Annotated in this window: 23 protein-coding genes; 7 read left to right on the top strand and 16 right to left on the bottom strand. The window is 70.8% G+C overall.

Annotated elements, in window-relative coordinates; genetic code table 11:
• Window positions 1-7: 7 nt before the first annotated feature.
• Genes Q9G87_RS09655 through Q9G87_RS09640 form a run of 4 tightly spaced genes read right to left on the bottom strand, consistent with a single transcriptional unit; the run spans window position 8 to window position 3,591 of the window.
• Complete coding sequence (locus Q9G87_RS09655) at window positions 8-1,315, bottom strand: MFS transporter (protein ID WP_305915900.1); 1,308 nt, start codon at window positions 1,313-1,315, stop codon at window positions 8-10.
• A gap of 34 nt (window positions 1,316-1,349) precedes the next feature.
• Window positions 1,350-1,808 carry a MaoC family dehydratase gene (locus Q9G87_RS09650; protein ID WP_305915899.1) on the bottom strand — a complete coding sequence of 153 codons (459 nt, stop codon included), beginning with the start codon at window positions 1,806-1,808 and terminating at the stop codon, window positions 1,350-1,352.
• On the bottom strand, window positions 1,805-2,683 hold the full coding sequence (locus Q9G87_RS09645; RefSeq protein ID WP_305915898.1) for an amidohydrolase family protein: 879 nt from the start codon (window positions 2,681-2,683) through the stop codon (window positions 1,805-1,807). The genes Q9G87_RS09650 and Q9G87_RS09645 overlap by 4 nt, the downstream gene beginning before the upstream one ends.
• Window positions 2,680-3,591: an SDR family oxidoreductase gene (locus Q9G87_RS09640; protein ID WP_305915897.1), complete on the bottom strand. Its 912-nt coding sequence runs from the start codon at window positions 3,589-3,591 to the stop codon at window positions 2,680-2,682. The genes Q9G87_RS09645 and Q9G87_RS09640 overlap by 4 nt, the downstream gene beginning before the upstream one ends.
• Before the next feature lie 181 nt (window positions 3,592-3,772).
• Here Q9G87_RS09640 and Q9G87_RS09635 point away from each other — a divergent pair, with 181 nt between their 5' ends.
• On the top strand, window positions 3,773-4,618 hold the full coding sequence (locus tag Q9G87_RS09635) for a PaaX family transcriptional regulator (RefSeq protein ID WP_305915896.1): 846 nt from the start codon (window positions 3,773-3,775) through the stop codon (window positions 4,616-4,618).
• A 6-nt stretch (window positions 4,619-4,624) separates the two neighbouring features.
• On the opposite strand, the gene Q9G87_RS09630 is transcribed toward Q9G87_RS09635, so the two are convergent.
• The gene (locus Q9G87_RS09630; RefSeq protein ID WP_305915895.1) at window positions 4,625-5,098 is read right to left on the bottom strand and encodes a luciferase domain-containing protein; all 474 of its coding nucleotides are present in this window, start codon (window positions 5,096-5,098) and stop codon (window positions 4,625-4,627) included.
• A 135-nt stretch (window positions 5,099-5,233) separates the two neighbouring features.
• Here Q9G87_RS09630 and Q9G87_RS09625 point away from each other — a divergent pair, with 135 nt between their 5' ends.
• The 4 genes from Q9G87_RS09625 to Q9G87_RS09610 all read left to right on the top strand — a co-directional run bounded on the left by Q9G87_RS09625 (window position 5,234) and on the right by Q9G87_RS09610 (window position 9,400).
• Window positions 5,234-6,514 carry a helix-turn-helix transcriptional regulator gene (locus tag Q9G87_RS09625; RefSeq protein ID WP_305915894.1) on the top strand — a complete coding sequence of 427 codons (1,281 nt, stop codon included), beginning with the start codon at window positions 5,234-5,236 and terminating at the stop codon, window positions 6,512-6,514.
• A gap of 71 nt (window positions 6,515-6,585) precedes the next feature.
• Window positions 6,586-7,140 carry a TetR/AcrR family transcriptional regulator gene (locus Q9G87_RS09620; RefSeq protein ID WP_305915893.1) on the top strand — a complete coding sequence of 185 codons (555 nt, stop codon included), beginning with the start codon at window positions 6,586-6,588 and terminating at the stop codon, window positions 7,138-7,140.
• Window positions 7,141-7,146: 6 nt separating this feature from the next.
• Window positions 7,147-8,355 carry an FAD-dependent oxidoreductase gene (locus Q9G87_RS09615; RefSeq protein WP_305915892.1) on the top strand — a complete coding sequence of 403 codons (1,209 nt, stop codon included), beginning with the start codon at window positions 7,147-7,149 and terminating at the stop codon, window positions 8,353-8,355.
• Between the two features lie 67 nt (window positions 8,356-8,422).
• Window positions 8,423-9,400, top strand: a complete 978-nt coding sequence (locus Q9G87_RS09610) for a phosphotransferase enzyme family protein (protein WP_305915891.1) — start codon at window positions 8,423-8,425, stop codon at window positions 9,398-9,400.
• On the opposite strand, the gene Q9G87_RS09605 is transcribed toward Q9G87_RS09610, so the two are convergent.
• The 6 genes from Q9G87_RS09605 to Q9G87_RS09580 are packed head-to-tail and all read right to left on the bottom strand — an operon-like array spanning window position 9,387 to window position 14,953.
• Entirely contained in the window at window positions 9,387-9,761 is a 375-nt protein-coding gene (locus Q9G87_RS09605) for a universal stress protein (RefSeq protein ID WP_305915890.1), read from the bottom strand. The genes Q9G87_RS09610 and Q9G87_RS09605 overlap by 14 nt on opposite strands.
• On the bottom strand, window positions 9,758-11,278 hold the full coding sequence (locus Q9G87_RS09600) for a tripartite tricarboxylate transporter permease (RefSeq protein ID WP_371825756.1): 1,521 nt from the start codon (window positions 11,276-11,278) through the stop codon (window positions 9,758-9,760). The genes Q9G87_RS09605 and Q9G87_RS09600 overlap by 4 nt, the downstream gene beginning before the upstream one ends.
• Window positions 11,275-11,721 carry a tripartite tricarboxylate transporter TctB family protein gene (locus Q9G87_RS09595; RefSeq protein WP_305915889.1) on the bottom strand — a complete coding sequence of 149 codons (447 nt, stop codon included), beginning with the start codon at window positions 11,719-11,721 and terminating at the stop codon, window positions 11,275-11,277. Before Q9G87_RS09595 ends, Q9G87_RS09600 begins: the two co-directional genes overlap by 4 nt.
• Window positions 11,718-12,704: a Bug family tripartite tricarboxylate transporter substrate binding protein gene (locus Q9G87_RS09590; protein WP_305915888.1), complete on the bottom strand. Its 987-nt coding sequence runs from the start codon at window positions 12,702-12,704 to the stop codon at window positions 11,718-11,720. Before Q9G87_RS09590 ends, Q9G87_RS09595 begins: the two co-directional genes overlap by 4 nt.
• 16 nt (window positions 12,705-12,720) lie before the next feature.
• Window positions 12,721-13,998 (bottom strand): enolase C-terminal domain-like protein, encoded by a 1,278-nt coding sequence (locus Q9G87_RS09585; protein ID WP_305915887.1) that lies wholly within the window; start codon window positions 13,996-13,998, stop codon window positions 12,721-12,723.
• A 13-nt stretch (window positions 13,999-14,011) separates the two neighbouring features.
• A complete protein-coding gene (locus Q9G87_RS09580) occupies window positions 14,012-14,953 on the bottom strand; it encodes a 5-dehydro-4-deoxyglucarate dehydratase (protein ID WP_305915886.1) in 942 nt (313 codons plus the stop codon).
• A gap of 104 nt (window positions 14,954-15,057) precedes the next feature.
• Here Q9G87_RS09580 and Q9G87_RS09575 point away from each other — a divergent pair, with 104 nt between their 5' ends.
• Both Q9G87_RS09575 and Q9G87_RS09570 read left to right on the top strand, forming a co-directional pair.
• Entirely contained in the window at window positions 15,058-15,852 is a 795-nt protein-coding gene (locus Q9G87_RS09575) for an IclR family transcriptional regulator (protein ID WP_305915885.1), read from the top strand.
• Window positions 15,853-15,870: 18 nt separating this feature from the next.
• The gene (locus Q9G87_RS09570; RefSeq protein WP_305915884.1) at window positions 15,871-16,605 is read left to right on the top strand and encodes a sulfite exporter TauE/SafE family protein; all 735 of its coding nucleotides are present in this window, start codon (window positions 15,871-15,873) and stop codon (window positions 16,603-16,605) included.
• Here Q9G87_RS09570 and Q9G87_RS09565 read toward each other — a convergent pair whose 3' ends face one another.
• The 5 genes from Q9G87_RS09565 to Q9G87_RS09545 all read right to left on the bottom strand — a co-directional run bounded on the left by Q9G87_RS09565 (window position 16,606) and on the right by Q9G87_RS09545 (window position 23,067).
• Window positions 16,606-17,442, bottom strand: a complete 837-nt coding sequence (locus Q9G87_RS09565; RefSeq protein ID WP_305915883.1) for a carbohydrate ABC transporter permease — start codon at window positions 17,440-17,442, stop codon at window positions 16,606-16,608. It abuts the gene before it with no gap.
• 35 nt (window positions 17,443-17,477) lie between these two features.
• Window positions 17,478-18,407 (bottom strand): carbohydrate ABC transporter permease, encoded by a 930-nt coding sequence (locus Q9G87_RS09560; RefSeq protein WP_305915882.1) that lies wholly within the window; start codon window positions 18,405-18,407, stop codon window positions 17,478-17,480.
• A 62-nt stretch (window positions 18,408-18,469) separates the two neighbouring features.
• Window positions 18,470-19,789, bottom strand: coding sequence for an extracellular solute-binding protein (locus Q9G87_RS09555; RefSeq protein WP_305915881.1), 1,320 nt, complete (start codon window positions 19,787-19,789; stop codon window positions 18,470-18,472).
• Window positions 19,790-19,807: 18 nt separating this feature from the next.
• The gene (locus Q9G87_RS09550; protein WP_305915880.1) at window positions 19,808-21,907 is read right to left on the bottom strand and encodes an alpha-galactosidase; all 2,100 of its coding nucleotides are present in this window, start codon (window positions 21,905-21,907) and stop codon (window positions 19,808-19,810) included.
• 131 nt (window positions 21,908-22,038) lie between these two features.
• On the bottom strand, window positions 22,039-23,067 hold the full coding sequence (locus Q9G87_RS09545; protein ID WP_305915879.1) for a LacI family DNA-binding transcriptional regulator: 1,029 nt from the start codon (window positions 23,065-23,067) through the stop codon (window positions 22,039-22,041).
• Between the last annotated feature and the right edge of the window lie 20 nt (window positions 23,068-23,087).

The following is a 23,087-nucleotide window of genomic DNA, read 5'->3' as shown; positions in this document are numbered from 1 at the left end:
TTTCCTGTCAGGAGGCGACGGTCTTGGAGGCGCTCGCGGGGATCGGCTCCTCGGCCAGGTCGCCGCGGCTGGTTTCCTTGAGCGCCAGCGTGCAGGCCACGGCCAGCAGGCACGCGGCGGCGATGACGATGGACACCACGAGGGTCCCGCCGCCGCCGGCCTGGATCTGGGCGAACACCACCGGCGCCAGCCCGGCCCCGAGCCCGGCCAGCTGGTATCCGAGGGACGCGCCGGTGTAGCGGGTGCGGGTGCTGAACAGCTCGGTGTAGAGCGCGGCCAGCGGGCCGTACATCATCGGGTGCACGACGGCCTGGCCGAAGACGAGCGCGACGGTGAGCAGGGCGACGCTGCCCGTGTTCACCAGCGGGAACAGGGCGAACGCGAACACCGCCATGATCAGCGCGCCGGTGATGACGACCGGCCGGCGCCCGACCCGGTCCGACAGGGCCGACCAGCCGAGGATGCCGAGCACGGCCAGCGCCGAGGAGAGCGTCAGCCCGTTCAGCACGTCCTGCCGCTCGAAACCGGCGCCGACGCCGTACGCGATGAGGAAGGTGGTGAGCGTGCCCTGCGCCACGAACGCCGCCAGCCCCACACCGACGCCGAGCAGCAGCGTCCTGGGCTGGCCGCGCAGCACGTCCAGCAGCGGGACCCTGGAGGCGCTCTCCTTGACGGCGGCGCTGAACACGGGGGTCTCCTCCACCCGCGTCCGGACGAACAGGCCGATCGCGAGCAGGACGATGCTGATCAGGAACGGGACCCGCCATCCCCACGCCAGGAAGGCCTCGTTGCCGACGACGGCGGCGGTGCCGGTGAGCGCGCCCGTCGACAACACCATGCCGAACGGCGCCCCGGCATTGGTGAAGCTCGCCCACAGGCCGCGGCGGGCGGTGGCGTGCTCGGCCGACATCAGCACCGCACCGCCCCACTCGCCGCCGACCGCGACTCCCTGCACGATCCTGAGCAGGACGAGCGCGATCGGCGCGAGCACTCCGGCCTGCTCGTACGTGGGCAGCACCCCGATGAGGAAGCTGGCCACGCCCATCAGCACCATGGTGAGCACCAGCATGCGCTTGCGGCCCAGCCGGTCGCCGAAGTGGCCGAAGACGACGCCGCCGATCGGCCTGGCCAGATACCCGGTGGCGAACGTGCCCAGGCTGGCCACCGTGGCGATCAGCGGGTCGAGGTTGGAGAAGAAGACCTTGTTGAATACGACGGCCGAGGCCGTGGCGTACAGGAGGAAGTCGTAGTACTCGATGACGCTGCCGAGGAAGCTCGAGGCCACCGCGCGGCGCAGCTGGACGGGGTTGGACATGAGTGGGGGGCTCCTTCACATCTGGAAGGGGGGATCAGGCGTAGTGCCGGTAGACGGCACGGGCGACGCACGCGGGCTTGGCCGCGCCGTCGATCTCCACGGTGAAGTCGAGCAACATCTGGACGCCGTCGCCGGGGACGTCCTCGACCTCGGCGACCTTGCCGGCGAGGCGGATCTTGCTGCCGACCTTGACGGGACTCGGGAAGCGGACCTTGTCCAGGCCGTAGTTGATGCTCATCTTCATGCCCTGGATGTCGAGCAGCTCGTTGAACAAGGGGATAAGCAGGGCGAGGGTCAGGTAGCCGTGCGCGATCGTGCCGCCGAACGGCCCGTCCTTCGCCCGCTCCGGGTCCACGTGGATCCACTGGTGGTCGTTGGTGGCGTCGGCGAAGGTGTTCACCCGCTCCTGGGTGATCTCCAGCCAGCCGCTGTGGCCGAGGTCCTGGCCGGCCAGCGCCTTCAGCTCGGCGAGACCGTTCGCGACGGTGGTCATGACTGCGTCTCCTTGGGGGTGAGGCCGAGCAGGCGCGCGGCGTTGTCTTTGAGGATCTTGGGGCGGACCTCGGGCTTGATGTCGAGCTTGGCGAAGTCGGCCAGCCACCGGTCGGGGGTGATCACCGGGTAGTCGGAGCCGAACAGCACCTTGTCCTTGAGCAGCGTGTTGGCGTACCGGACGAGCTGCGGCGGGAAGTACTTCGGCGACCAGCCGGACAGGTCGATGTGCACCGACGGCTTGTGTGTGGCCACCGCCAGCGCTTCGTCCTGCCAGGGGAACGACGGGTGCGCCAGGATGATCTTCAGGTGCGGGAAGTCCACGGCGACGTCGTCGACCAGCATCGGGTTGGAGTACTTGAGCCGGATTCCGCCGCCACCCGGGACGCCCGCGCCGATGCCGGTCTGGCCGGTGTGGAACAGGGAGATCGCACCCAGCTCCTCGATCACCTCGTACAACGGGTAGGCCAGCGGGTCGTTCGGGGCGAAGCCCTGGATGCTGGGGTGGAACTTGAAGCCGCGCACCCCGTAGTCGGTGATCAGGCGGCGGGCCTCGCGGGCGCCCGCCCGGCCCTTCCACGGGTCGACGCTGGCGAACGGGATCAGCACGTCGGCGTGCTCGGCGCAGCTCTCGGCGATCTCCTCGTTGGAGATGCGGGGATGGCCGGTGGCGTGCTCGGCGTCCACCGTGAACACCACCGCGGCCATCTGCCGCTCCCGGTAGTAGGCGGCCATCTGCGGGATGGTCGGCTGCTCGTGCGCGCCGAAGTACTCCTCCGACGCCCCGAACAACGCCGGGCTGAGCGAGCCGTGCCCGTCCTTGGAGACCTCCGCATGCGTGTGGACGTCGATCGCGACCAGTTCGTCGACGTTCATGAGGTGGGCGCCTTCGGCGCGGGGATCCCGTACGTCTCGGGCTCGGCCCCGATACCCGCCTCCCACGAGGCGGCGATGGCGTCGGCGGACCAGCCGCCGTCGGCGTAGGCGACGGCCTTCTCCTGGGGGTGCGACCAGAGCGCCAGCTTGTCGCCGCCGATGCCGACGGCCTGCCCGGTGACGCCGGCGGAGGCGTCCGAGGCGAGGTAGACGATCAGCCCGGCCACGTCCTCGACCGTGCCGAGGCCCTCGTCCTTGCGCAGCCAGTCCGGCAGCGGGTCACCGGTGCGCTCGGCCTCCTCCAGGATCGGCGCGAACACCGGGATGGTCTTGGTCATCTCGGTGGCCGCGACCGGGACGACGGCGTTGACGGTGATGTTGGCCCGGCCCAGCTCCATGGCCCAGGTGCGGGCCATCGCCACGATGCCCGCCTTGGCGGCGGCGTAGTTGGTCTGACCGAAGTTGCCCCGCTGCCCGGCCGGGGAGGAGATCAGGATCAGCCGGCCGCCGTCGCCCTGCTCGCGCATGCGTACGGCGGCCGCGCGGGCGCAGGTGAACGTGCCCCGCAGGTGCACCCCCACGACCGCGTCGAAGTCCTCGTCGGACATCTTCCACAGGACCCGGTCCCGCAGGATGCCCGCGTTGGTCACCATGACGTCGAGCCGGCCGAACTCCTTGACCGCGGTGTCCACCAGCCGCTGCGCGACCTCGGTCCCGCCGACCGCGCCCACCTCGGCCACGGCCTTGCCACCCGCCGCGACGACGGCCTCGACCACCTGGGCCGCTGCCTCAGCGTCCACGTCGTTGACGACGACCGCCGCCCCGGCGGCGCCGAGCGCCTCCGCGTACGCCCGGCCGAGCCCACGACCGGCCCCTGTGACCACGGCCACCTTGCCCGACAAATCCATCTATTCCACCCCAAACACCGCAGGAGTCCACCGATGCCGGTCAATGTAGGGCACTTTTGTGACTCAGGTCAAAGTTCTGCCCAACATCGGCCTCACAAACCCGACGCCCTCTACGTTGGGCATATTTCCAACCTGCGTCAAGAGTTTGCCCGACATCTGTGCTCCGTCTACGCTCATGCCTGTGAAGCACGAGGACGAGCAGGACCAGCCGCATCAGCTGCCTTCGGCGCGCCCGCAGTCGCTGATGTTCAGCTTTCTCGGCATCTACGTGCTGGGGCGCGACACCGCGGTCTACTCCGGCAGCGTCATCGACGTCTTCGCCCGCCTGGGCGTCTCCGAGGAGGCGGTGCGCTCCACGCTCACCCGCATGGCCAAGCGCAACCTGCTGACCAGGCACCGCCAGGGCAAGAAGGTCTATTTCGGCCTCACCGAGCACGCCACCGACGTGCTCGACGACGGGCGCCGGCATGTTTGGGAGACCGGCGCGGTCAACCGCGACTGGGACGGCACCTGGACTCTGGTCGGCTTCTCCCTGCCGGGCAATGAGCGCAGCACCCGCCACGACCTGCGTTCCCAGCTCATCTGGGCCGGGTTCGGGCCGCTCCAGGGCGGGCTCTGGATCGCTCCCGGCGTGAAGGACGTGGAGTCGATGCTCGCCCCGCTCGGCCTCGGCGACAACGTCACCGTGCTCATGGCGCAGGCGTACAAGCCGACCGAATCAGCCGACCTGGTCCGCAAGGCGTTCGACACCGACCAGATCGCCGAGCGCTACCGGGTCTTCCTCGACCGCTGGGACACCGCGCACCCGCTGCCGTCCGCCACCGACGACCTGGCCAGACAGCTGTTCCTGCACACCGACTGGCTGCAACTCGTCCGCCAGGACCCGCGCCTCCCGGCCGAGCACCTGCCCGCCGACTGGCCGGCGATCCGCGCGGAGAAGCTCTTCCACACGCTGGCCCACCGCTACGAGCGCAGCGCCGCGCAGCTCGCCGAGTCCGTGCTCGACGAGCTTCCGCTGCGCCCCTAAGCGGGATCACGCATATGCGGCGAGCGTCCTCCCGGTCGCGTAGTGGTAGGAGGCCGCGATCACGGTCTTGGCCACCTCCAGCTCGTCCGCCGTCCGGGGACCGTACACCATCACCACGTTGACGGCGGGCGAGTAGAGCGGATGACGTTCGCCCCAGCCCTTGGCGACGAGCTCCTGCTGATCGTCCGGTGACAGGGACACGTGCAGGCTGCCGTCCACGTGGATGTGAGCGAACTCCGCGGTGAGTCGCGGCGGCAGGAGCACCGCGCCGCGCGGCGGCAGCGTTCCTCCTTCCAGGAAGAATGCGGTGGCGCCCGGCTCGGAGATCTCGCTGGGCCTGATCCGGGTGCCGGGCAGCCCGCCGGTCATCCAGCGCTTCAGCTGCTCGCGGATCTCATCGGGGCTGTTCTGGCTGAGCTGGACGTGGGGTACGGAGGGCCCGGTGCGCGGACGGTCGCCGGCGCGGGTGGGCAGGATCATGGTGGCGCTCCTCTCAGAAGCCGGATATCCACAGCCTCGGCGCCACAGGCCGCCGGGCTCACCGCCCGTTCGGGCAGTGTTCGCCACCCGAACGGCCAGCCCGCCCCCTGACCGAGCGCACCTAGCATGAGATTCATGGACCTGCCCGACCCGCGTGTCGTTCTGGCCGCCGCCGCCTCGATCCTCCAAGCTCCGATCGGCGCCATGCTGGAGCCCTTGTCCCAGGCGCTGTCGGGGTTCCTGCCGCACCGGGCGCTGGCCATGCTCACCGGCGACTGCGCCCGGCATCCCATGAAGACATACGGCGACCCCGCGCTCACCGAGAAGATCACCAGCGCCGAACTGGCCCGCATGGGCGGCGCCGTCGACGTGGGCGAGCCGTGGTTCGGCGAGATGCGCCTCGCGGGCGGGCAGCTCCCGGCGCTGGCCGTCGCGGCCCGCCCGCCCGGGGCCTCCGGCGCCCTGCTCGTGGTGGTAACCGCCGGAGGGACCGCACCTGCCGCCCCGGTGCGCGATCTGGTGCGGCGGCTGTGGGACCTGGTCGCCGTGGAGCTGTCGCACCGGGCCGCGAACCTCCCGCCCGCCGGCCTCAGCGGCAGCCGGGTGGCCGCCGGCGAGCGCGCCCGCGCCATAGCCGAGCTCACGGGGGCCCACGCCGCCACGCTCAAGGCGCTGCTCGGCGCGTTGCGCAGCCGCTCGCTCGACGACGGCGCCGCGCGCCGGGCCGCCATCGACCTGGCGGTGTCGGCGCTGATCGAGTTGCGTGCCGCAGGCGACCTCGACCGGTCGCTGAGCGAGGAGCCGGCCGGGACGGCGTTCGACCGGCTGGCCGACAAACTCGCGCCGCTGACCCGCTACAGCGAGGTGTCGCTGGAACTCGTCGGCCCGCGCGAGCGCGACCACGCCCTCCCGGGCGATCTGGCGAGCGCGGCCCAGGCTCTGGTCCGCGGCACCATCGTGACCATGCTCGAGTACGAGGGCCTCACCAGGATCCGGGCGACCTGGGAGCTGTCCGATGCGGAGCTGCTCGTCGCGGTTCGCGACGACGGTCCCGGCGTGCTCACCGCCGACGCCCTGCCCGTGCGCCGCCTGGCCGAGCTGGCCGCCGCCGTCGGAGGGCGCCTGACGCTGGACTCCGTTCCCGGGTGGGGCACCACGGTGACCGCCGTGCTGCCGCTCGCGCCGGCCGCACCCGGGAGCCAGGGCGACGCGCTGGCCGCGCTCAAGCCGCGCGAGCTGGAGGTGCTCGAACGGCTGGCGCGCGGACTGCGTAACCGGCAGATCGCCGAGGAGCTGCTGATCAGCGAGCACACCGTGAAGTTCCACGTGGCGAACATCCTGGACAAGCTGGGCGTGGGAACCCGCACCGAAGCGGCGGCCCTCGCGCACTCCTCGGGCCTGTCAACGGTCGCCTGACCTCAAGGCTTTCCTTGCGCCTCCGGTCCCATCTCCTCTACATTGAATAAACGTTTACTCAATGAGGAGTCATGGCGAGAACGCGGAAGGAACAGGCGGAATGGCGGCGCGAGCAGTTGCTCGACGCGGCGCAGACGGTTTTCGCCAGGAAAGGCGTGGACGGCGCGTCGGTCAAGGATCTTGCCGCGGCGGCAGGAGTGACGCCCGGCCTGCTCTATCGCTACTTCGACAGCAAGGAGGCCCTGGTCAAGGCGTTGCTGGCGGAGCGCGGCTTCCTGCCGCAGCTGCGCGAGCTCCTGACCGCCGACCACGGCACGCGACCGGCCAGGCAGGTGCTCACCGAGTTGCTGGAGGCGTTCGACCACCTGCTCGCCGGCAACGCCGACCTCATGGCCGTGTTCTTCAGCGCCACCCAGGCGCGCGCCGAGCTGGCCGAGCTGATGACCGAAGGGCAGCGGCTGATCGGCGATTTCCTGGCCGCCCGCGTCGCGGCCGGCGAGTTGCGCCCCCACGACGTCGCGACCGCCGCCAAGACCCTGCTCGCCACCGTGGCCGTGAACCGCAGGACGGGCACCCCGGTCGGCGTCGAACGCCTGGTCGAGCTGCTGTTCCCCGAGGAAGGATGAGACGTCATGCGTACCGAGAGCACGAGATGTTGCGTGGTCGGCGGCGGCCCCGCCGGGATGATGGCCGGGCTGCTGCTGGCCCGTCAGGGTGTCGAGGTGACCGTCCTGGAGAAGCACGCCGACTTCCTCAGGGACTTCCGGGGTGACACCGTCCATCCCTCCACGCTGGAGCTGATCGCCGAGCTGGGCTGGATCGAGGAGTTCCTGAAGCTGCCGCACACCAGGATGCGCGACGTCACCGTGAGCATCGGCGGCCGGGACGTCACCTTCGCCGATTTCACCCGGCTGCGCGTGCGCTGCCCGTATATCGCCTTCATGCCCCAGTGGGACGTGCTGGACTTCCTGGCCGGCAAGGCCGCCGCGTACCCCTCCTTCCGCCTGCTGCGCAGCACCAGGGCGACAGGACTGATCATGGAGGAGGGGCGCGTCACGGGGGTCCGGGCGGCCACCGCCGACGGTCCGCTCGACATACGGGCCGACCTGGTGATCGCTGCCGACGGCCGCCATTCCACGCTCCGCGACGTGGCCGGACTGGAGTCCACGGCGAGCTCGCCGCCCATGGACGTGTTGTGGTTCCGCCTGCCTCGCCGCGACGGCGACCATATGCCCTTCTTCCAGCGTGGCCAGGGCGCGCTGGTCGCCATCGACCGGGGCGAGTACTGGCAGCTCGCCTACACGATCCCGCCAGGGGCGTTCGCGGAGCTCAGGGAGGCCGGGCTGCCCGCGTTCCGCGAGCGGGTGGCAGGCCTGGCGCCGGCCCTGCGCGATCGTGTCGGGCTGATCGACGACTGGGATCACGTCCACCAGTTGACCGTCAGGGTCGACCGGCTGCCGCGGTGGCACCGGCCGGGGTTACTCTGCATCGGGGACGCCGCCCACGCCATGTCGCCCGCGGGCGGCGTCGGCATCAACCTGGCCGTGCAGGACGCCGTCGCCACCGCCAACCTGCTCGGTCCCGTCCTCCGTCGTCAGGCGGGCGTCCCGGACGAAGACGCCCTCGCCAGAGTGCAGGCACGCAGGGAACGGGCCGTCAGAGTGACCCAGGCCTTCCAGGTCCGCATCCTCCGCGACCTGTATCCGAAGGAAACGGCGGACGACACGGCCGGGCACGTGCCACCGATCTTCACTGCCTTCAAGGCGCTGCCACCGCTGCGGCATCTGGTGGGGCGCTTCATCGGAATGGGAGTGCGTCCCGAGCACATCGAGCACCCCTGACCTGTGCGCAAGGACCGGCTCGAAAACACGATGCGCACAGGCCAGATGACCGCCCATACTGAGCCGCGTGGATCTCGTGGCGTACGTGCGGGAAGCATTCGGCTGGGATCAGGACGTCGTGGCGTCCCGAGGTCCGCGGGGGGCGCTGGGGCAGATCTGGCGGCTGGAGGTCGGGCCGGCGTGCTACGCGCTGAAGGAGATCTTCGCCGAGCCGCCGTCACGGGCGTTGATCGACGCGGAGCTGGCGTTCGCGCGGCAGGCCGCCGCGGCCGGGGTGCGGCTGCCGGCCAGCCACGCCGACCGCGAGGGGCGCTATCTGCTCACGACGCCCGATGGGACGTGGCTGCGCTTGTATGACTGGGCCGACCTGCGGCCGGTCGAGCTGACGGCGCCCGCCACGCCGACAGAGCTCGGTGCGCTGCTGGCGCGCCTGCACCGGTGTGCCCAGCCCATGGCCGTCGAGCCGGACGGCCGGCCACCCGACCCCTGGTACGACCGAGTCCCCGCCACGCACGAGTTGGCGAAGCTGTCCGCGTCGGACGCGTCGTGGGCGGCGGGCCTGGCCGATCGGCTGGCCATCGTGCCCGAGTTGTGTGCGGCGGTCACGCCGGCCGATCCCGCCGGCCTGATCCTCTGCCACCGCGACCTGCACCCCGAGAACGTCCTGGCCGATCCCGCCGACGATGGGTTGGTGGTCGTCGACTGGGACAACCTCGGGCCCGCCGCGCCGAGCCGGGAGTTGGCCCGGGCGCTGTTCGACTGGTTCTGCGACAACTCGGTCGCCGACCTCGACGCCATGCGCGCCATGTATGAGGCCTACGTGCGCTCGGACGGCCCTGGGCGCATCACCCAGCCGGCGGACTTCTCGATGCTGGTCGCCTCCAGGCTCAACTTCCTGCTGGTCCAGGCACGCCACGCCCTCGATCCGGACGCCGAGCCGCGCCACCGCGCGTGGGCGGAACGCGAGATCGACGAGGCGCTGCGGATCCTGCCGACCCCGCGGCAGCTGGCGGACGTGCTGGAGATGGCCCTCAGGGCTCCTTGACCGCCAGCACGGGGCAGGACGAGTCCAGCAGGATGCGCTGAGCCGTGCTGCCCATGATGAGCTTTCCGACCGGGGAGCGGCGCGGCACGCCGATCACGACGAGGCTCGCCGACTCCCGCTGCGCCACATCCAGCACCGCGGCGGCCGGGTCGTTGTCCTGCACCTGCCGCACCTCGTGCCCGTCGCCCACCCGGCGTTCGAGCTCGGCCACCACCGCGGTGTCGGGGTCGACGTACGAGCCGGGGCGGGAGACGTTCACCACCACGAGCCGGGCCTTCCTGAGCTCGGCCTCGGCCAGGGCCTGGTCGAGGACGGCCTGGCCGAGCGCCGTGGGGACGTATCCGGCGACGACGACTGTCATGCTTCCACCTTCTCTCGGGAGGAGTCCTTGCGCTTGGTCAGGCGCAGGACCGGGGGCACGACGATGATCAGGACGATCACGGCGAGCAGGGTGGCGGTGATGGGCTGGGTGAGGAAGCCGGTCACGTCGCCGCCGAAGATGCGCATCGACCGGCGGAACGACGACTCCAGCAGGCTGCCGAGCACGAACGCGAGCACGAGCGGCCCCGGCTCGAAGCCGGCCTTCTTCATCAGGTAGCCGAGCACCCCGAGGCCGACCATGAGGAACATGTCGAAGACGCTCATCCTGACCGTGTAGACGCCGATCATGGTGACGAGGATCGTCAGGGGGGCCAGGATGGCCTGCCGCACCCGCAGGATGCGGACGAACACCCCGATCAGCGGCATGCTCATGGCCAGCAGCAGCAGGTTGCCGACGTACATGGAGTTGACCACGCCCCAGAACAGGTCGGGCTTCTCCGCCACCAGCGCCGGGCCGGGTGTGATGCCCTGGATGAGCAGGGCGCCGAACATGATCGCCATGGTGGCGTTCGCCGGGATGCCCAGTGTCAGCAGCGGGATGAACGACGACGTCGCGGCGGCGTTGTTGGCGCTCTCGGGCCCGGCCACGCCCTGGATGGCGCCCTTGCCGAACTTCTCCGGCTGCTTGCCGGCCCGCTTCTCCACGGCGTAGGCGACCATGGACGCCATGGTCGCGCCGCCGCCCGGCAGGATGCCGAGCAGGAAGCCGAGGAACGAGCCTCGGGTGATCGCGCCCTTGGACTCGCTGAGCTCGGCGCGGGAGGGGTAGACCGAGCCGACGGGCGCGGCCGCCTCCGGGGGCCGGCGCAGCGACTCCAGGTTGTAGAGGATCTCGCCGACGCCGAACAGGCCCATCGCGACGATGACGAAGTCGATCCCGTCAAGCAGCTGGTCGACGCCGAAGGTCAGCCGGGAGACGCCTTCCAGCGGGTCCTGCCCGACGGTGGCCAGCAGCAGCCCGACCGTGGCCATGAGGATGCTCTTGAGCGGCGAACCGGTGCCGAGCGTGGTGATCAGCAGGATGCCGAGCAGGGCCAGCGCGGTGTACTCCGACGGCCCGAAGTCCAGGGCGAAGCCGGCGACCAGCGGCGCCACGAACGTCAGGCCGATGATCGCGACGGTGCCGCCGATGAAGGAGCCGATGGCGGCGATGCCGAGCGCGGAGCCGGCCCGGCCCTGCTTGGCCAGCGCGTGCCCGTCGATGGCGGTGACCACGCTGGACGCCTCGCCGGGCAGGCGCAGCAGCACCGAGGTGATGGTGCCGCCGTACTGGGCGCCGTAGAAGATGCCGGCCAGCATGATGATGGCCGCGGTCGGCTCGATGTTGTACGTGATCGGCAGCAGCACCGCGATGGTGGCCGCGGGCCCGAGCCCGGGCAGAACCCCGATCAGCATGCCGAGGGTGACCCCGAGCAGGCAGTAGAAGAGGTTCTCCGGCTGGAAGACCACGCCGAAGCCGTCGATCACCGGGGAGAGGAAGTCCATGTCCAGTCTCACAGTTGGATGATGTGGGGCAGGGACACCCCGAGCCCTGTGATGAACAGCAGGTAGAGCGCCGCCGTCGCGACGACCGCGACCACGGCGGTCACCCGCCAGCTCTCCCGGCCGAGGCCCTTGAGCCACAGCACGAGCAGCGCGATGGTCGGCACCTCGAAGCCGACGAGCTCGAACAGGAACGCGTAGGCGATCAGCGAGGCGGCCGCGATGGCGACCGTCACGACGTCCTTGGTGAAGCGTTCCTCGTCGCCGCGGGGCCGCGACTGGAGCACGAGCACCGCGGCGACGACCACCATGGCGACACTGACCACCAGCGGCCACATGCCGGGCCCGGGGGCCGACAGACTGCCGACCCCCAGGTTCCACGACATGAGCGCGGCCACCACGCCGATGACCAGCGGCACCAGGGCGGCCACCACGTTCAGCCGACGCTCGTAGCTCACTGCTGCTGGGCCTTCAGGTCGATGCCGAGATCCTTGGCCAGCTTGTCGAAGCGCTGCAGGCTCTCGTTCAGCTGAGCACCGACCTGGTCGCCGTTGGCGTCCCAGCGACCGATGTAGTTGGTCTTCAGGATCTCGTCGTACTCGGGCGAGGCGATGGCCTTGTCGATGGCCGCGGCCAGCTTGTCACGAACCTCGGCGGGCAGCCCGGCCGGTCCCGCGACGAACCTGCGCTGGTCGACCACGACGTCGTAGCCGGACTCCTTGGCGGTCGGCACCTCCGGCAGGGCCTCGTGCCGCTTGTCGCCGAAGACCGCGAGCGCCCGCATCTTGCCGGCCTGGACATGCTTGAAGCCCTCCGCGATCTGCACGGACGCGGCGTCGACCTTGCCGCCGAGCACCGCGGTCACGGTCGGCGCGCCGCCGTCGAAGGGCACCGGGGCGGCGTCCGTCTTGGCCAGGCCGAACAGCAGGGTCTGCGACAGCTGGCTGCCGGTGCCGGGGCCGGTGGTGCCGTACTTGACGCTGGAGGCCTCGACCAGGTCCTTCAGCGTCTTGTACTTGGAATCGGCGGGCACGACCAGGACGTAGTCCTCGACCGCCAGGCCCTTGATGAAGGTCATGTCGGTGAGCTTGACCGGGTCGGCGTCGTCGAGCATGAGCGGGCCGATGGCGAAGAGCGACTGCGGCATCACCGCGATGCGGTAACCGTCCGGCTTGCTGCCGAACACGTCCTTACCAGCGATCTTGCCGTTGGCGCCCGGCTTGTTCACGACCACGGCCTTGACACCGAGCGGTTCCTCGATGCTCTTGGCGAGGGCGCGGGTGAGCAGGTCGGTGCTGCCGCCCGGGTCCGTCGGAACGGTGAACTCGACGGGCTTGTTGGGGTAGCCGGACGCGGCGGCGCTCTTGTCACCGCTGCCGCCCTGCACGGAGCAGGCGGAGGCGGCCAGCGCGACGGCGGCCAGGAGTACTCCGATTCTCATGATTCTTCTTTCGTTGTCACCAGCGGGGGAGTGCGGGCTGGATCCAGTCGGGGTGGACCTTGCGCATGGCGGCGACGTCGTCGCGGTCACGCATGTCGGGGCGGGCGAGCCAGCGCTCGTGCAGCGCGGCCAGCGCGTCCCTGTCGAGCTCGACACCGAGGCCGGGGGCGTCGCTCACCTCGATCGCGCCGCCGGTGAAGCGGTGCGGCTCGGTGATGACGTCCTCGGTCTGCCAGGGCCGGTGGCTGTCGCAGGCGTAGCTCAGCTGGGGGATGACGCTGGCGACGTGGGTCATCGCCGCCAGGCTGATTCCGAGGTGGGTGTTGGAGTGCATGGACAGGCCCACGCCGTACGTGCGGCACAGCGCCGCCAGCTCACGGGTGGCCTGCAGGCCGCCCCAGTAGTGGTGGTCCGACAGCACGACCTGGACGGCGTCCTTGGCGAACGCCTCCGGCACCTCGGCGAACGTGGTGACGCACATGTTGGTGGCCAGCACCGCGCCGGTGCGCTTGCGTACCTCGGCCATGCCGTCCACGCCCGCGGTCGGGTCCTCCATGTACTCCAGCAGGTCGCCGACTTCCTCGGCAACGCGCACGCTGGCCTCGACCGACCAGCCGCCGTTGGGGTCCAGCCGCAGCGGGTAGCCGGGGAACGCCTTGGCCAGCGCCTTGATGGCGGCGATCTCCTGCTCGGGCTCGAACACGCCGCCCTTGAGCTTGAAGGAGGTGAAGCCGTAGTCGTCGGCGAAGCGCTGGGCCTGCCGGACGACACCGTCGGGGTCGAGGGCGGAGCCCCAGTCGTCGGGGGCCTCGCCGTCGGGGTGCTCGGCCCAGCGGTAGAACAGGTAGCCGCTGTAGTCGACGCGGTCGCGTACCTTGCCGCCGAGCAGGCAGTGCACCGGCAGCCCGGTCGTCTTGCCGAGCGCGTCGAGCGAGGCCACCTCGAAGGCGGACACCACGCTGCGGATCAACTTCTCGTTGTTGCGGGTGCCGCGCAGGCCGGCCGGGTCGAACTCCTTGACGTTGTCCGCGGCCCCGGTCAGCGCGGCGGACGCCAGGGTGTACAGGCCGTTCACGGCGGTCAGGTCGCGGCCGGGGAGGACCTCGGCGAGCTTGCGGGCCACGTCCAGGTAGTCGGTGTCGCCGTAGGTCTCGCCGATGCCGGTGACGCCGTCGTCGGTCTCGATCTCGATGATCGTGCGCGGCGTGTACGGCTGGTGCACGCCGAGCACGTTGAGCAGCGGCGGGTCGCTGATCAGGATGGGCGTGACGGTCGCCCGGATGATTCGTGACATGTGGGGATTCCTTCTAGGCGGCGGCGAGGGCGAGTCCGGTGCTCAGCAGGCCTTCCAGGGTCCGCAGGTGCTCAGGCGTGGGGTCGGTCAGCGGGGCGCGTACCGAGCCGACGTTCGCGCCACGCAGCCGGGCCCCTGCCTTGACCAGGGAGACCGCGTAACCACTGCCCTGGTCGCGCAGCTCTACCAGCGGGACGTAGAACTCCTTGAGCAGCCGGTCCACCCGCGCGTCGTCACCGGCGTGGAACGCCCGGAAGAAGGCGCCGGCGATCTCGGGGGCGAAGGCGTGCACCGCCGAGGAGTAGGCCGGCACGCCGATGCTGCGGTAGGCGCGTGCCTGCATCTCGGCGGTAGCCGCGCCGTTGAAGAACAGCCACTCACTGGGGGCGGCGAGCTTGATGCGCTGCAGCCGGTCGAGGTCGGAGTGGCCGTCCTTGACGCCGATCACGTTCGGGATCTCGGCGAGGGCGGGCACGGTGGCGACGTCGATCCTGACCTGGGCGCGCTGGTAGACGATGATCGGCAGCGCGGTGCTCGCGGCGACGCGGCGCACGTGCTCGACCAGTCCCCGCTGCGGGGTCTCGGCCAGGTACGGCGGCAGCAGGAGCAGGGCGTCGGCCCCGGCCCGCTCGGCGGCGGCGGCGAACCTGGCGGCCTGGGCCCAGCCGTAGCCCACGCCCGCGACCACCGGCACCGCGCCGCCCGCCTCCTCGACGGCAGTCTTGATCAAACTCGCGTACTCGTCCTCGGCGAGCGAGAAGAACTCACCGGTGCCGCAGCACGGGAACAGCGCGCCGGGACCGGCCCCGATCTGCGTGCGCAGATGCGCGCGGAAGCCGTCCAGATCGACGCGCCCGTCGGGGTCGAAGGCAGTCAGCGGGAACGACAGCACGCCTGTGTCCATCCCCCGGCGCAGCCGTTCGGATATCTCCTCGCTCGTATACGTGGCAGGCAAGCTGTCTCCATATGTAGATTGCTGAGCATGTGGCTGGCAGTTAAGCTCCATTTTGGTAATGTGTCAACACTTTGACCGAGGCGCGCAGACTCCTGTGAGGTGCAATGACCCATCCCGAGAGCGGGGTGCGTAGCGTCAAGTCCGCGGCGAGGACCATCGAACTCCTCGAACTCCTGGCCTCCCGCCAAAACCGCCCCGCCCGTCTGCGTGAGCTGAGCGAGGCCCTGGGAGCCCCCCGCAGCAGCCTGTACGCCCTGATCCGCACCCTCGTGGAGCACGGCTGGGTGCGCACCGACGAGACGGGCAGCCTCTACAGCATCGGCATCCGCGCCCTGCTGGCCGGCACCACTTACCTCGACACCGACCCCTACCTGCGCATCGCGCAGCCGCACATCAACGACCTCAGCGCCCAGCTGGACGAGACCATCCACTTCGGCCGCCTCGACCGCACCTACATCGTCTACCTGGCCACCAAGGAGTCGAGCCGCTACGTGCGCCCTTTCAGCCGCGTGGGCCGCCGGCTGCCCGCCTTCAGCACCGCCATGGGCAAGTCGCTGCTGGCCGAGCGCATCGGCACCCCGCACGAGGTGCCGATCCCGCAGCCGATCGTGCCGCTGACCCCCAACACCCTCGTGGACCAGGACGCCCTGCGGCGCGACCTGGAGCTGACCCGCGAGCGCGGCTACGCCATCGACAACGAGGAAAACTACGTCGGCGTGAAATGCTTCGGCTTCGCGCTGCGCTACCACTCCCCCGCGACCGACGCGATCAGCTGCTCGGTGCCCATCGCCAGCCTGACCGACGAGCGGGAGCAGGAGATCGTCGAGGCGATGGGGAAGGTCAGGCTGGCGATCGAGCGCATGGCGCCGGTCGATCTGTCCGCACCCGGGTGGGTCTGACGGTTGGATCTTCTCTCCGTGGCCCTGCTGGTCGCAGCGGGGCTGGGCTCGGGCCTGGCGGGCTCCATCGGCGGGCTCGCCTCCCTCGTCAGCTATCCGGCGCTGCTCGCCTTCGGCCTGCCGCCTGTCGTCGCCAACGTCACCAACACCGTGGCGATGTTCTCCACCACCGTCGGCACCGCCGCGGGCTCCCGCCAGGAGCTGCGCGGCCACGGCCGGCGCGTCGCCAAGCTGGTCGCGGTGGCCGCGGTGGGCGGCACGGCCGGGGCCTGGCTGCTGCTGGCCACCCCGGCCAAGGCGTTCGAGCTCGCCGCGCCGTTGCTCATCGCGTTCGGCTCTGTGCTGCTGCTGGCCAGGGACCCGCTGCGGCGTCTGGCCGACGCGCGGGCGCCCAAGACCGCGTCCTTCCTGCCGCTGGCCGTGGCGGTGGCGCTGGTCGGCGTGTACGGCGGCTACTTCGGCGCGGCCTCCGGCGTCATCATGCTGGCCGTGCTTTGCGCCAGCGTCACCGAGCCGCTGCCGGTCACCAACGCGGTCAAGAACATGGCCACCGGCGCGGCCAACATCACGGCCGCCGTCGCGTACGCCTTCCTGGCCCCGGTTCACTGGCTGGCCGCCGGCGCGCTGTCGTGCGGGTGCCTGGTGGGCAGCTGGCTCGGGCCGAAGGTCGTGCGGCGGCTGCCGGAGCGCCCGCTGCGCTTCGCGATCGCCGTGGCCGGCCTCGGCCTGGCCGTCAGCCTGTGGATGGCGTGACTACTTCACCGCCCCGCCCGTGATCCCGGAGATGATCTTCCGCTGCGCGACCGCGAAGACCACCAGCAGCGGCAGGCTCATCAGGATGATGTAGGCGAAGATCAGGTGCCAGTTGTTGAGGTAGAGCCCGGCGTTGGCGACCTGGAACAGGTTCAGCGGCAGCGTGTCGAGCCGGCCGCCGATGACGAAGAAGGCGTAGAAGACGTCGTTCCACACGTACAGGCAGATGAGGATGGTCGCGGTGGCCAGCACCGGTCGCAGCAGCGGCAGGATGACCGACACGAACACCCGCACCGGGCCCGCGCCGTCCATGCGGGCGGCCTCCTCCAGTGACAGCGGCACGGTGCGGACGAAGCCGGTGACGAAGAAGATCACGGTGGACATGTAGATGCCGGCGTAGACGCCGATCATGCCGACCGAGGTGCCGGCCAGGCCGAGCTGGCGCAGCAGGAGCACGATGGTGACGACGGCGGGCGGCAGCACGATGCCGCTGATCGCCAGAGCGTACAGCACGGCGTTGAGCCTGGTGGCGCGGCGGGCGAGGACCCAGGAGGCCATTGAGCCGAGCGTCAGCACCAGCGCCACGGACGGCGCGACGACGAGCAGGCTGCCGAAGAACGCGGAGGGAACCTCGCCCTGCTGCCAGACCTGTACCAGGTTGTCCCACAACTGCCAGCGCGACGGCAGGGACAGGTCCGGCGACAGGGCCTCGCCCTGCGACTTGCCGGCGGTGACGACGACCAGCCACAGCGGCACGCCCATCACGAGGGCGACGAGCACGACGACGGCGAAGGGCCGCAGCCGTGCCGCGATCCCGCGCGAGCCGGGTGCGGGCACGCGTCTCCGCACCTTACTTCCGAAGGCCTGGACTGTCACAGGATTTCCTCCCTCTTGCGCAGGATCCGGATGACGGGGAACGCCAGCAGGGCGACCATGAGGAACAACACCAGGCTCATGGTCGTGGCCTGGGCGAACAGTCCCTGGCCGAACGTGCGGTAGATGAAGATGTTCAGGATCTCGGTGCTGCGCGCGGGCCCGCCGCCGGTGAGCGCCTGGACGATGTCGAAGCCGTTCATGGAGCCGAGCAGCGAGGTGGCCACGTTGAAGGTGACCGCCGGGGCCAGCAGCGGAAAGCGGACCGACCAGAACGCCTGCCAGCCGGTGGCGCCGTCGATGCGGGCGGCCTCGGTGACGTCCTCGGGGATGGTCTTGAGCCCGGCCAGGTAGATGAGCATGGACAGGCCCATCCACTTCCAGGCGTGGATGATCGCGGCCAGCACGAGCGTCCAGGTGGTGCTGCCGAGCCAGGCGATGCTCACCTGCTGCCCGGTCAGCGCCGACAGCAGGTCGTTGAGGCTGCCGTCCGGCTTGAGCAGGGCCTGGAAGACGTAGCCGACGGCCAGCGCGGACATCAGCACGGGGATGACGAAGATCAGGCGCGCGGCGCGGTTGAGCCAGGTGTCCTTCTCCAGCAGCACGGCCAGGCCGAACCCGAACAGGTTCTGGAAGAGCGCGACGAGGACGGCGTAGATCACGGTGATCCGCAGCGCGCTGAACAGCGTGCCGTCCGACAGCAGGAAGCTGAAGTTGTCGAAGCCGACGGGGCGGATGTCGCTCTTGAAGCTGGACCAGTCGGTGAAGGCGTAGATGAAGTTGAAGAGGGTCGGCAGGAAGAAGAAGACGAAAAGGATCGCGAACGCCGGGATCAGGAACCACATCGGGTGGTTCTGACGCCTGGCGGCCGCCGCGGGGGTGCGGCGGCGGGCGACAGGGAGCGTGAGCGTCTCCTGACCGGTGGGCACGAGGCGGCTCCTAGAAGGGAGGGCGGGAGGCCGTGCGAGCCTCCCGCCGGGCGGTACGTGGGTCAGAAGCCGGAGGCTCCGGCGGCCTTGGCGAGCTGGGCGAACTGCTTCTGAGTGGCGGCGGCCACCTGCTCGGGCGTCAGGCTACCGGTGATCATGTCGGCCAGGTTGAGGTACAGGTCGGGGTTGGCCACGGCCAGCGCCTGCATGGACCCGACCGAGGTGCCGACCGACTTGTGCACGTCCAGCAGCGCCTGCGGCACGCCGGCGGGGGTCGGCACGTCGCTGCGCAGCGACACGGTCTTCCGGTCGGCGACGAAGCCCTGGTAGCCGGGGCCCATCCAGTAGGAGAGCAGCTGCCGCGCGGCGGCCTCCCGCTTGGCGTCGCCGGTGCGGAAGGCGACCAGCGCGTTCGACTGGTCGGGGATGAACGTGCCGACGTTGCCGGACGGCGAGATCGGGAAGAAGCCGATCTTCTTGTCCAGCTCCGCCGTGTCGGCCTTGGCCTGGAGCTGGCCGAAGAACGAGTTCACCTGCATGGCCATGGCGGCCTTGCCGGAGAGCAGCGCCTCGCCCTGGTCCTCGAACTTCGCCGTCTTGATGTCGGAGTTGAACAGCCCCTCGTCGATCAGCGACTTGTACTTCTTGATCGCATCGAGGATGGTCTTGTCCTCGAACGTCTCCTTGCCGGTGTTGACCCGGTCCCACAGGCCGCTCTTGGCGGCGTCGGCGAGCTGCACCTGCACCCACCACTGGGTGGCCCACTTGTCGCCGGCCATCTCGAAGAACGGGGTGACGCCCTTAGCCTTGAGCGTGCGCCCGGCCTCCAGCAGCTCGTCGAAGTTCTTCGGCGTCTCGGTGATGCCGTTGGCCGCGAAGACCTCCTTGTTGTAGTAGACGCCCTCGACGGCCGGGCTCGTGATCAGCGCGGCGTAGCGGGTCTTGTCCAGCAGGCCCGTGATGTCACGCAGCTCCGGCGCCAGGGTCGACACCCACGGCGCGCCGTCGAGCGGCTGCAGGTTGGAGCGGGCGTTGAGCGCGGTGAGCATGGACGCGGTGGGCTGCCAGAAGGCCAGGTCGGGCTTGTCGCCGGTGGCCACCTTGGTCTGCACGCCCTGCTCGTACGGGTCCGGGATGGTGACGACCTCGACCTTGGCCCCGGTGGCCTGGGTGAAGGCGTCGGTCACGGCCTTGGGCATGGTGTTGCTGTTCTGGGCGGCCCAGATGGTGAGCGTGACCCCGTCCAGGCGGGCGGTGGGCGAGGGCCAGGCGGCGGGGGCGTCGCCGGCGGCGGGCGTGGCGGGCCCCGCGGCGGGATCGCTGCAGGCGGTGAGTGCCAGGGCGGCGGCGGTCGCGACCGCGGTGAAGGCTGCGAGTCTCACGGTGAGCTCCTTTGCGGGTCAGAGAGGGCGGAGCCGGAGGATGCGGGCGGTGGGTGCGGGGCGGGTGGCGGTGAGGGTGAGCTCGGCGGTCCGCGGGTTCCACGTGTGCGTCCAGCCGTTCGCCGCCGCAGGGTAGACGACCTCCACGCTCAGGTCCCGTCCCGCGAGGTGGGGCAGGGGGAGCACGGTGGTGTCGATGGCGCCGGGGCGGCGCCAGATCCCCAGGTGGGTGCTGTCCCCGGCGCGCAGGCCGAGGGCGAGCCAGGGGTCGTTCCAGCCGGGCAGGCCCAGCGGCCAGCACGGCGTGGCTCGGATCAGGTCCGGGCGGAGGCTCTGGTGGAGCCCGACACCCTCTTTGACCAGCGAGAACTGCTGCGGAGTCATCCTATGCAGGTTGCCGGACAAGTAGAGGCGGCCCAGGATGCCGGTGCACAGGGTGAAGGCGATTTCCTCGTCCGTCATCTCGGGCTGGGGGTAGGCCCAGTTGGCGGCCTGCTCGGGCAGTACCGACAGCGGCGCGGCCACCGCGATCGGCGGGTAGCGCAGGAAGTCCTGCTGGTCGCTGGTGGACTGCAGCTGCATGCGGGTCAGCAGCGCGTAGTCCATGCGCATCGCGCCGGAGCCGCAGTTCTCCAGCACCAGGTGGGGGTGCCGGTCCAGGACGCCCTCCAGCCAGGCGAGGTGGGCCCGGTTGTGGGCGAGCAGCCCGGCGCCGACGCTGGTGGCGTCGCGGTCGGTGCCGGCGCCGGGGTTGATGTTGTAGTCCAGCTTGAAGTAGCCGACGCCCAGCTCTTCCACCAGCCGGTCCACGACCTGGTCCAGGTGCGCGACGGCGGCGGGGTGGCGCAGGTCCAGGTGGTAGCGGCCGTGCTCGGCGACGCGCTCGCCGCCGCGCTGCAGGAACGCCTCGGTGGGCAGCTTGTCGGCCATCGGGCTGCGGACGCCGATCACCTCGGGCTCCAGCCACAGGCCGGGCGTCAGGCCGCGGCCGGCGATGTGGGTCAGCACCTCTTCCAGCCCGTTGGGGAAGCGGGTCTGGGAGGGCTGCCACTCGCCGACGCTGTCCCACCAGTCGCCGCCGTCGTCGTACCAGCCGGCGTCGACGCAGAAGACCTCCGCCCCCGCCGCGGCGGCCGCGTCGATCAGCGGCAGCAGCTTGGCCGTCGTGGGGTCGCCCATCAGCGTGTTCATGTAGTCGTTGAACACCACCGGCAGCGCGGCCAGGTCGGGGTGCGGGCGCCGCAGCGCCCGCCGGTGCGCGGTCAGGGCCGCCGCTGCGCCCTCCACACCGTCGTCCGAGACGGCGATCGAGACGGGCACGGAGGTGAACGACGCGCCGGGCGCGAGCAACTCGCTCCACTGGTGGTCCAGGTCGGTCGGCCCGGACAGGGCGACGTAGACGCCGTCCATCCGGTCGCCGGCCTCCCACCGCCAGGGGCCGTTGTGCTCGATCTGCCACAACCAGGTCTGGCCGGTGCCGCGGTCGGTCAGCCCGCCCATCGGCACGTGCTCCCCGCTGGACCAGGTGCCGGTGCTGGTCAGGGCGAACACGCCCTTCCCGTGCTGGCCGTGCCCGTCCAGGCCGAGGTCGGGGACGTGCTCGCTCAACGGCCGCCGGGACCAGCGGCTCTCCCCCAGCCATTCGCTGCTCGCCCGCAACACGTCGAGCTCGCTCACCGGGCGGCCGAGGAAACCCGCCGCGAACGAGGTGACGGCCAGCAGCAGCACGGGCCTGTCGCTCAGGTTGGTCACCTTGACCTGGGTCTGGACCGCGGCCACGCCCTCGTGCGAGCGCATCGTCACCTCGGCGCCCAGCCCCGACGTCTCATCCCGCAACCGCACGCGCAGCTCGCGCCAGTCGCCGTCGCTCGACTGGTCGGAGCCCGCGTACCGCAGCCGGCAGCCCACCGCCGTCTCCGACAGCCGCTGCGAGGCGCGGGCCCGGCCCTCGCCGGGGATCAGCACCTCCACCAGCGGCTGCGACACCCGCGCCGGCGAGCCCGCCGGACCGGCCGACAGCTCGCGGAGCGCCACCGGGCGATCCGGGTGGATCTCCACGACGGCGGCGAGGCCGGCATGGCCCCAGCGCAGGGTCTGGGCAACGTCAGCAGGCTTCAAGATCTCTCCTCAGATCACGCACGTCCTCAGCCGAGTGCCGTTTGTGACCGGTCACATCGGCTGTAGGCGTTAGTGTGAGCGGTCACACGACCAGAAGAGAAGTCTCTTTGCGGGATCGTTACGCGCCGATTTCAGGAGTGAGGCGGCGGCGCGGTCGACTCGCGCACCACGAGCGCGGGCGGCACGAGGGCGGGCCGGGCGTTGTCAGACTGCGCCTGGCCGGTCAGCTCGGCCACGGCCGCGTGGAAGCAGGCCCGGCCCAGGCCGGCGAAGTCCATCCGCACCGTGGTCAGGGCAGGAGTCCAGTACGCCGACCCCGGGATGTCGTCGAACCCGACGATGCTCACGTCGCCGGGAACGTCCTTGCCCGCGTCGTACAGCGCGCGCCGAACCCCCTGGGCGATGTCGTCGTTGCCGCACAGGATCGCGGTGACCTCCCGCTCGGCGGCCAGTCGCCGCCCCGCCGCGTAGGCCGACTTGATGTCCCACCCGCAGCTCAGCACCTTGGGGATCTCCGCCCCGGCCTGCGCCAGCGCGTCCTGCCAGCCCGCCAGCCGGCCGCCGGGGCCGCCCTCGGACGGGATCGCCACGTGATGGACGGTGCGATGGCCCAGCTCCAGCAGATGCCGGGTGGCATCGGCGGCGGCCCGGCGCTCGTCCAGAGCGATCGCGACGCGGCCCCGGTCGGGCGCGGCCGGCTCGACCACGGCGACGGCGGGTACGTCCGGCGGCAGCGCCTCCAGCACCGCGATGCCCAGCGGATCCCACGCGATCACCACCACGCCGCCCGCGCTGGCGTCGCTGACGTAGTCCACGGCCTGCTTCACCTCGGCGGGGGCGGCCGACTCCACGACCCTGATGCCCATGGCCAGGCCCTCGGCGCGGGCCGCCTCCTCCAGGCCCTGCAGCGTGGTGGCGTAGCCGTACAGCACGGTGTTGGACGTGACCACGGTGATGCCGCGGGCGCGGCCGAGGCTCAGGGCACGAGCCGCCCGGCTGGGCCGGAAGCCGAGCCGCTCGATGGCCGCCAGCACGGCGGTGCGGGTTTCCGGCCGCACCCGAGGGGAGTCGTTGAGCACGCGGGAGACGGTCTGGTAAGAGACCCCCGCGGCGGCGGCGACGTCCCGGATGCTGGGCACGGATCGAGGGCTTGGGCTCACGGTCACATGGTAGGGCGGGG

It is taken from the genome of Nonomuraea turcica, assembly GCF_030718205.1.
Classification (GTDB): Bacteria; Actinomycetota; Actinomycetes; order Streptosporangiales; family Streptosporangiaceae; genus Nonomuraea.
This window is presented reverse-complemented; position numbering and strand designations above follow the sequence as displayed.

What these genes read in the sequence shown, in the direction of transcription:
- Q9G87_RS09655 (WP_305915900.1), bottom strand. Translation starts at nt 1,315, where the DNA reads ATGTCCAACCCCGTCCAGCTGCGCCGCGCGGTGGCCTCGAGCTTCCTC.
- Q9G87_RS09650 (WP_305915899.1), bottom strand. Translation starts at nt 1,808, where the DNA reads ATGACCACCGTCGCGAACGGTCTCGCCGAGCTGAAGGCGCTGGCCGGC.
- Q9G87_RS09645 (WP_305915898.1), bottom strand. Translation starts at nt 2,683, where the DNA reads ATGAACGTCGACGAACTGGTCGCGATCGACGTCCACACGCATGCGGAG.
- Q9G87_RS09640 (WP_305915897.1), bottom strand. Translation starts at nt 3,591, where the DNA reads ATGGATTTGTCGGGCAAGGTGGCCGTGGTCACAGGGGCCGGTCGTGGG.
- Q9G87_RS09630 (WP_305915895.1), bottom strand. Translation starts at nt 5,098, where the DNA reads ATGATCCTGCCCACCCGCGCCGGCGACCGTCCGCGCACCGGGCCCTCC.
- Q9G87_RS09625 (WP_305915894.1), top strand. Translation starts at nt 5,234, where the DNA reads ATGGACCTGCCCGACCCGCGTGTCGTTCTGGCCGCCGCCGCCTCGATC.
- Q9G87_RS09620 (WP_305915893.1), top strand. Translation starts at nt 6,586, where the DNA reads ATGGCGAGAACGCGGAAGGAACAGGCGGAATGGCGGCGCGAGCAGTTG.
- Q9G87_RS09615 (WP_305915892.1), top strand. Translation starts at nt 7,147, where the DNA reads ATGCGTACCGAGAGCACGAGATGTTGCGTGGTCGGCGGCGGCCCCGCC.
- Q9G87_RS09605 (WP_305915890.1), bottom strand. Translation starts at nt 9,761, where the DNA reads ATGACAGTCGTCGTCGCCGGATACGTCCCCACGGCGCTCGGCCAGGCC.
- Q9G87_RS09590 (WP_305915888.1), bottom strand. Translation starts at nt 12,704, where the DNA reads ATGAGAATCGGAGTACTCCTGGCCGCCGTCGCGCTGGCCGCCTCCGCC.
- Q9G87_RS09585 (WP_305915887.1), bottom strand. Translation starts at nt 13,998, where the DNA reads ATGTCACGAATCATCCGGGCGACCGTCACGCCCATCCTGATCAGCGAC.
- Q9G87_RS09575 (WP_305915885.1), top strand. Translation starts at nt 15,058, where the DNA reads ATGACCCATCCCGAGAGCGGGGTGCGTAGCGTCAAGTCCGCGGCGAGG.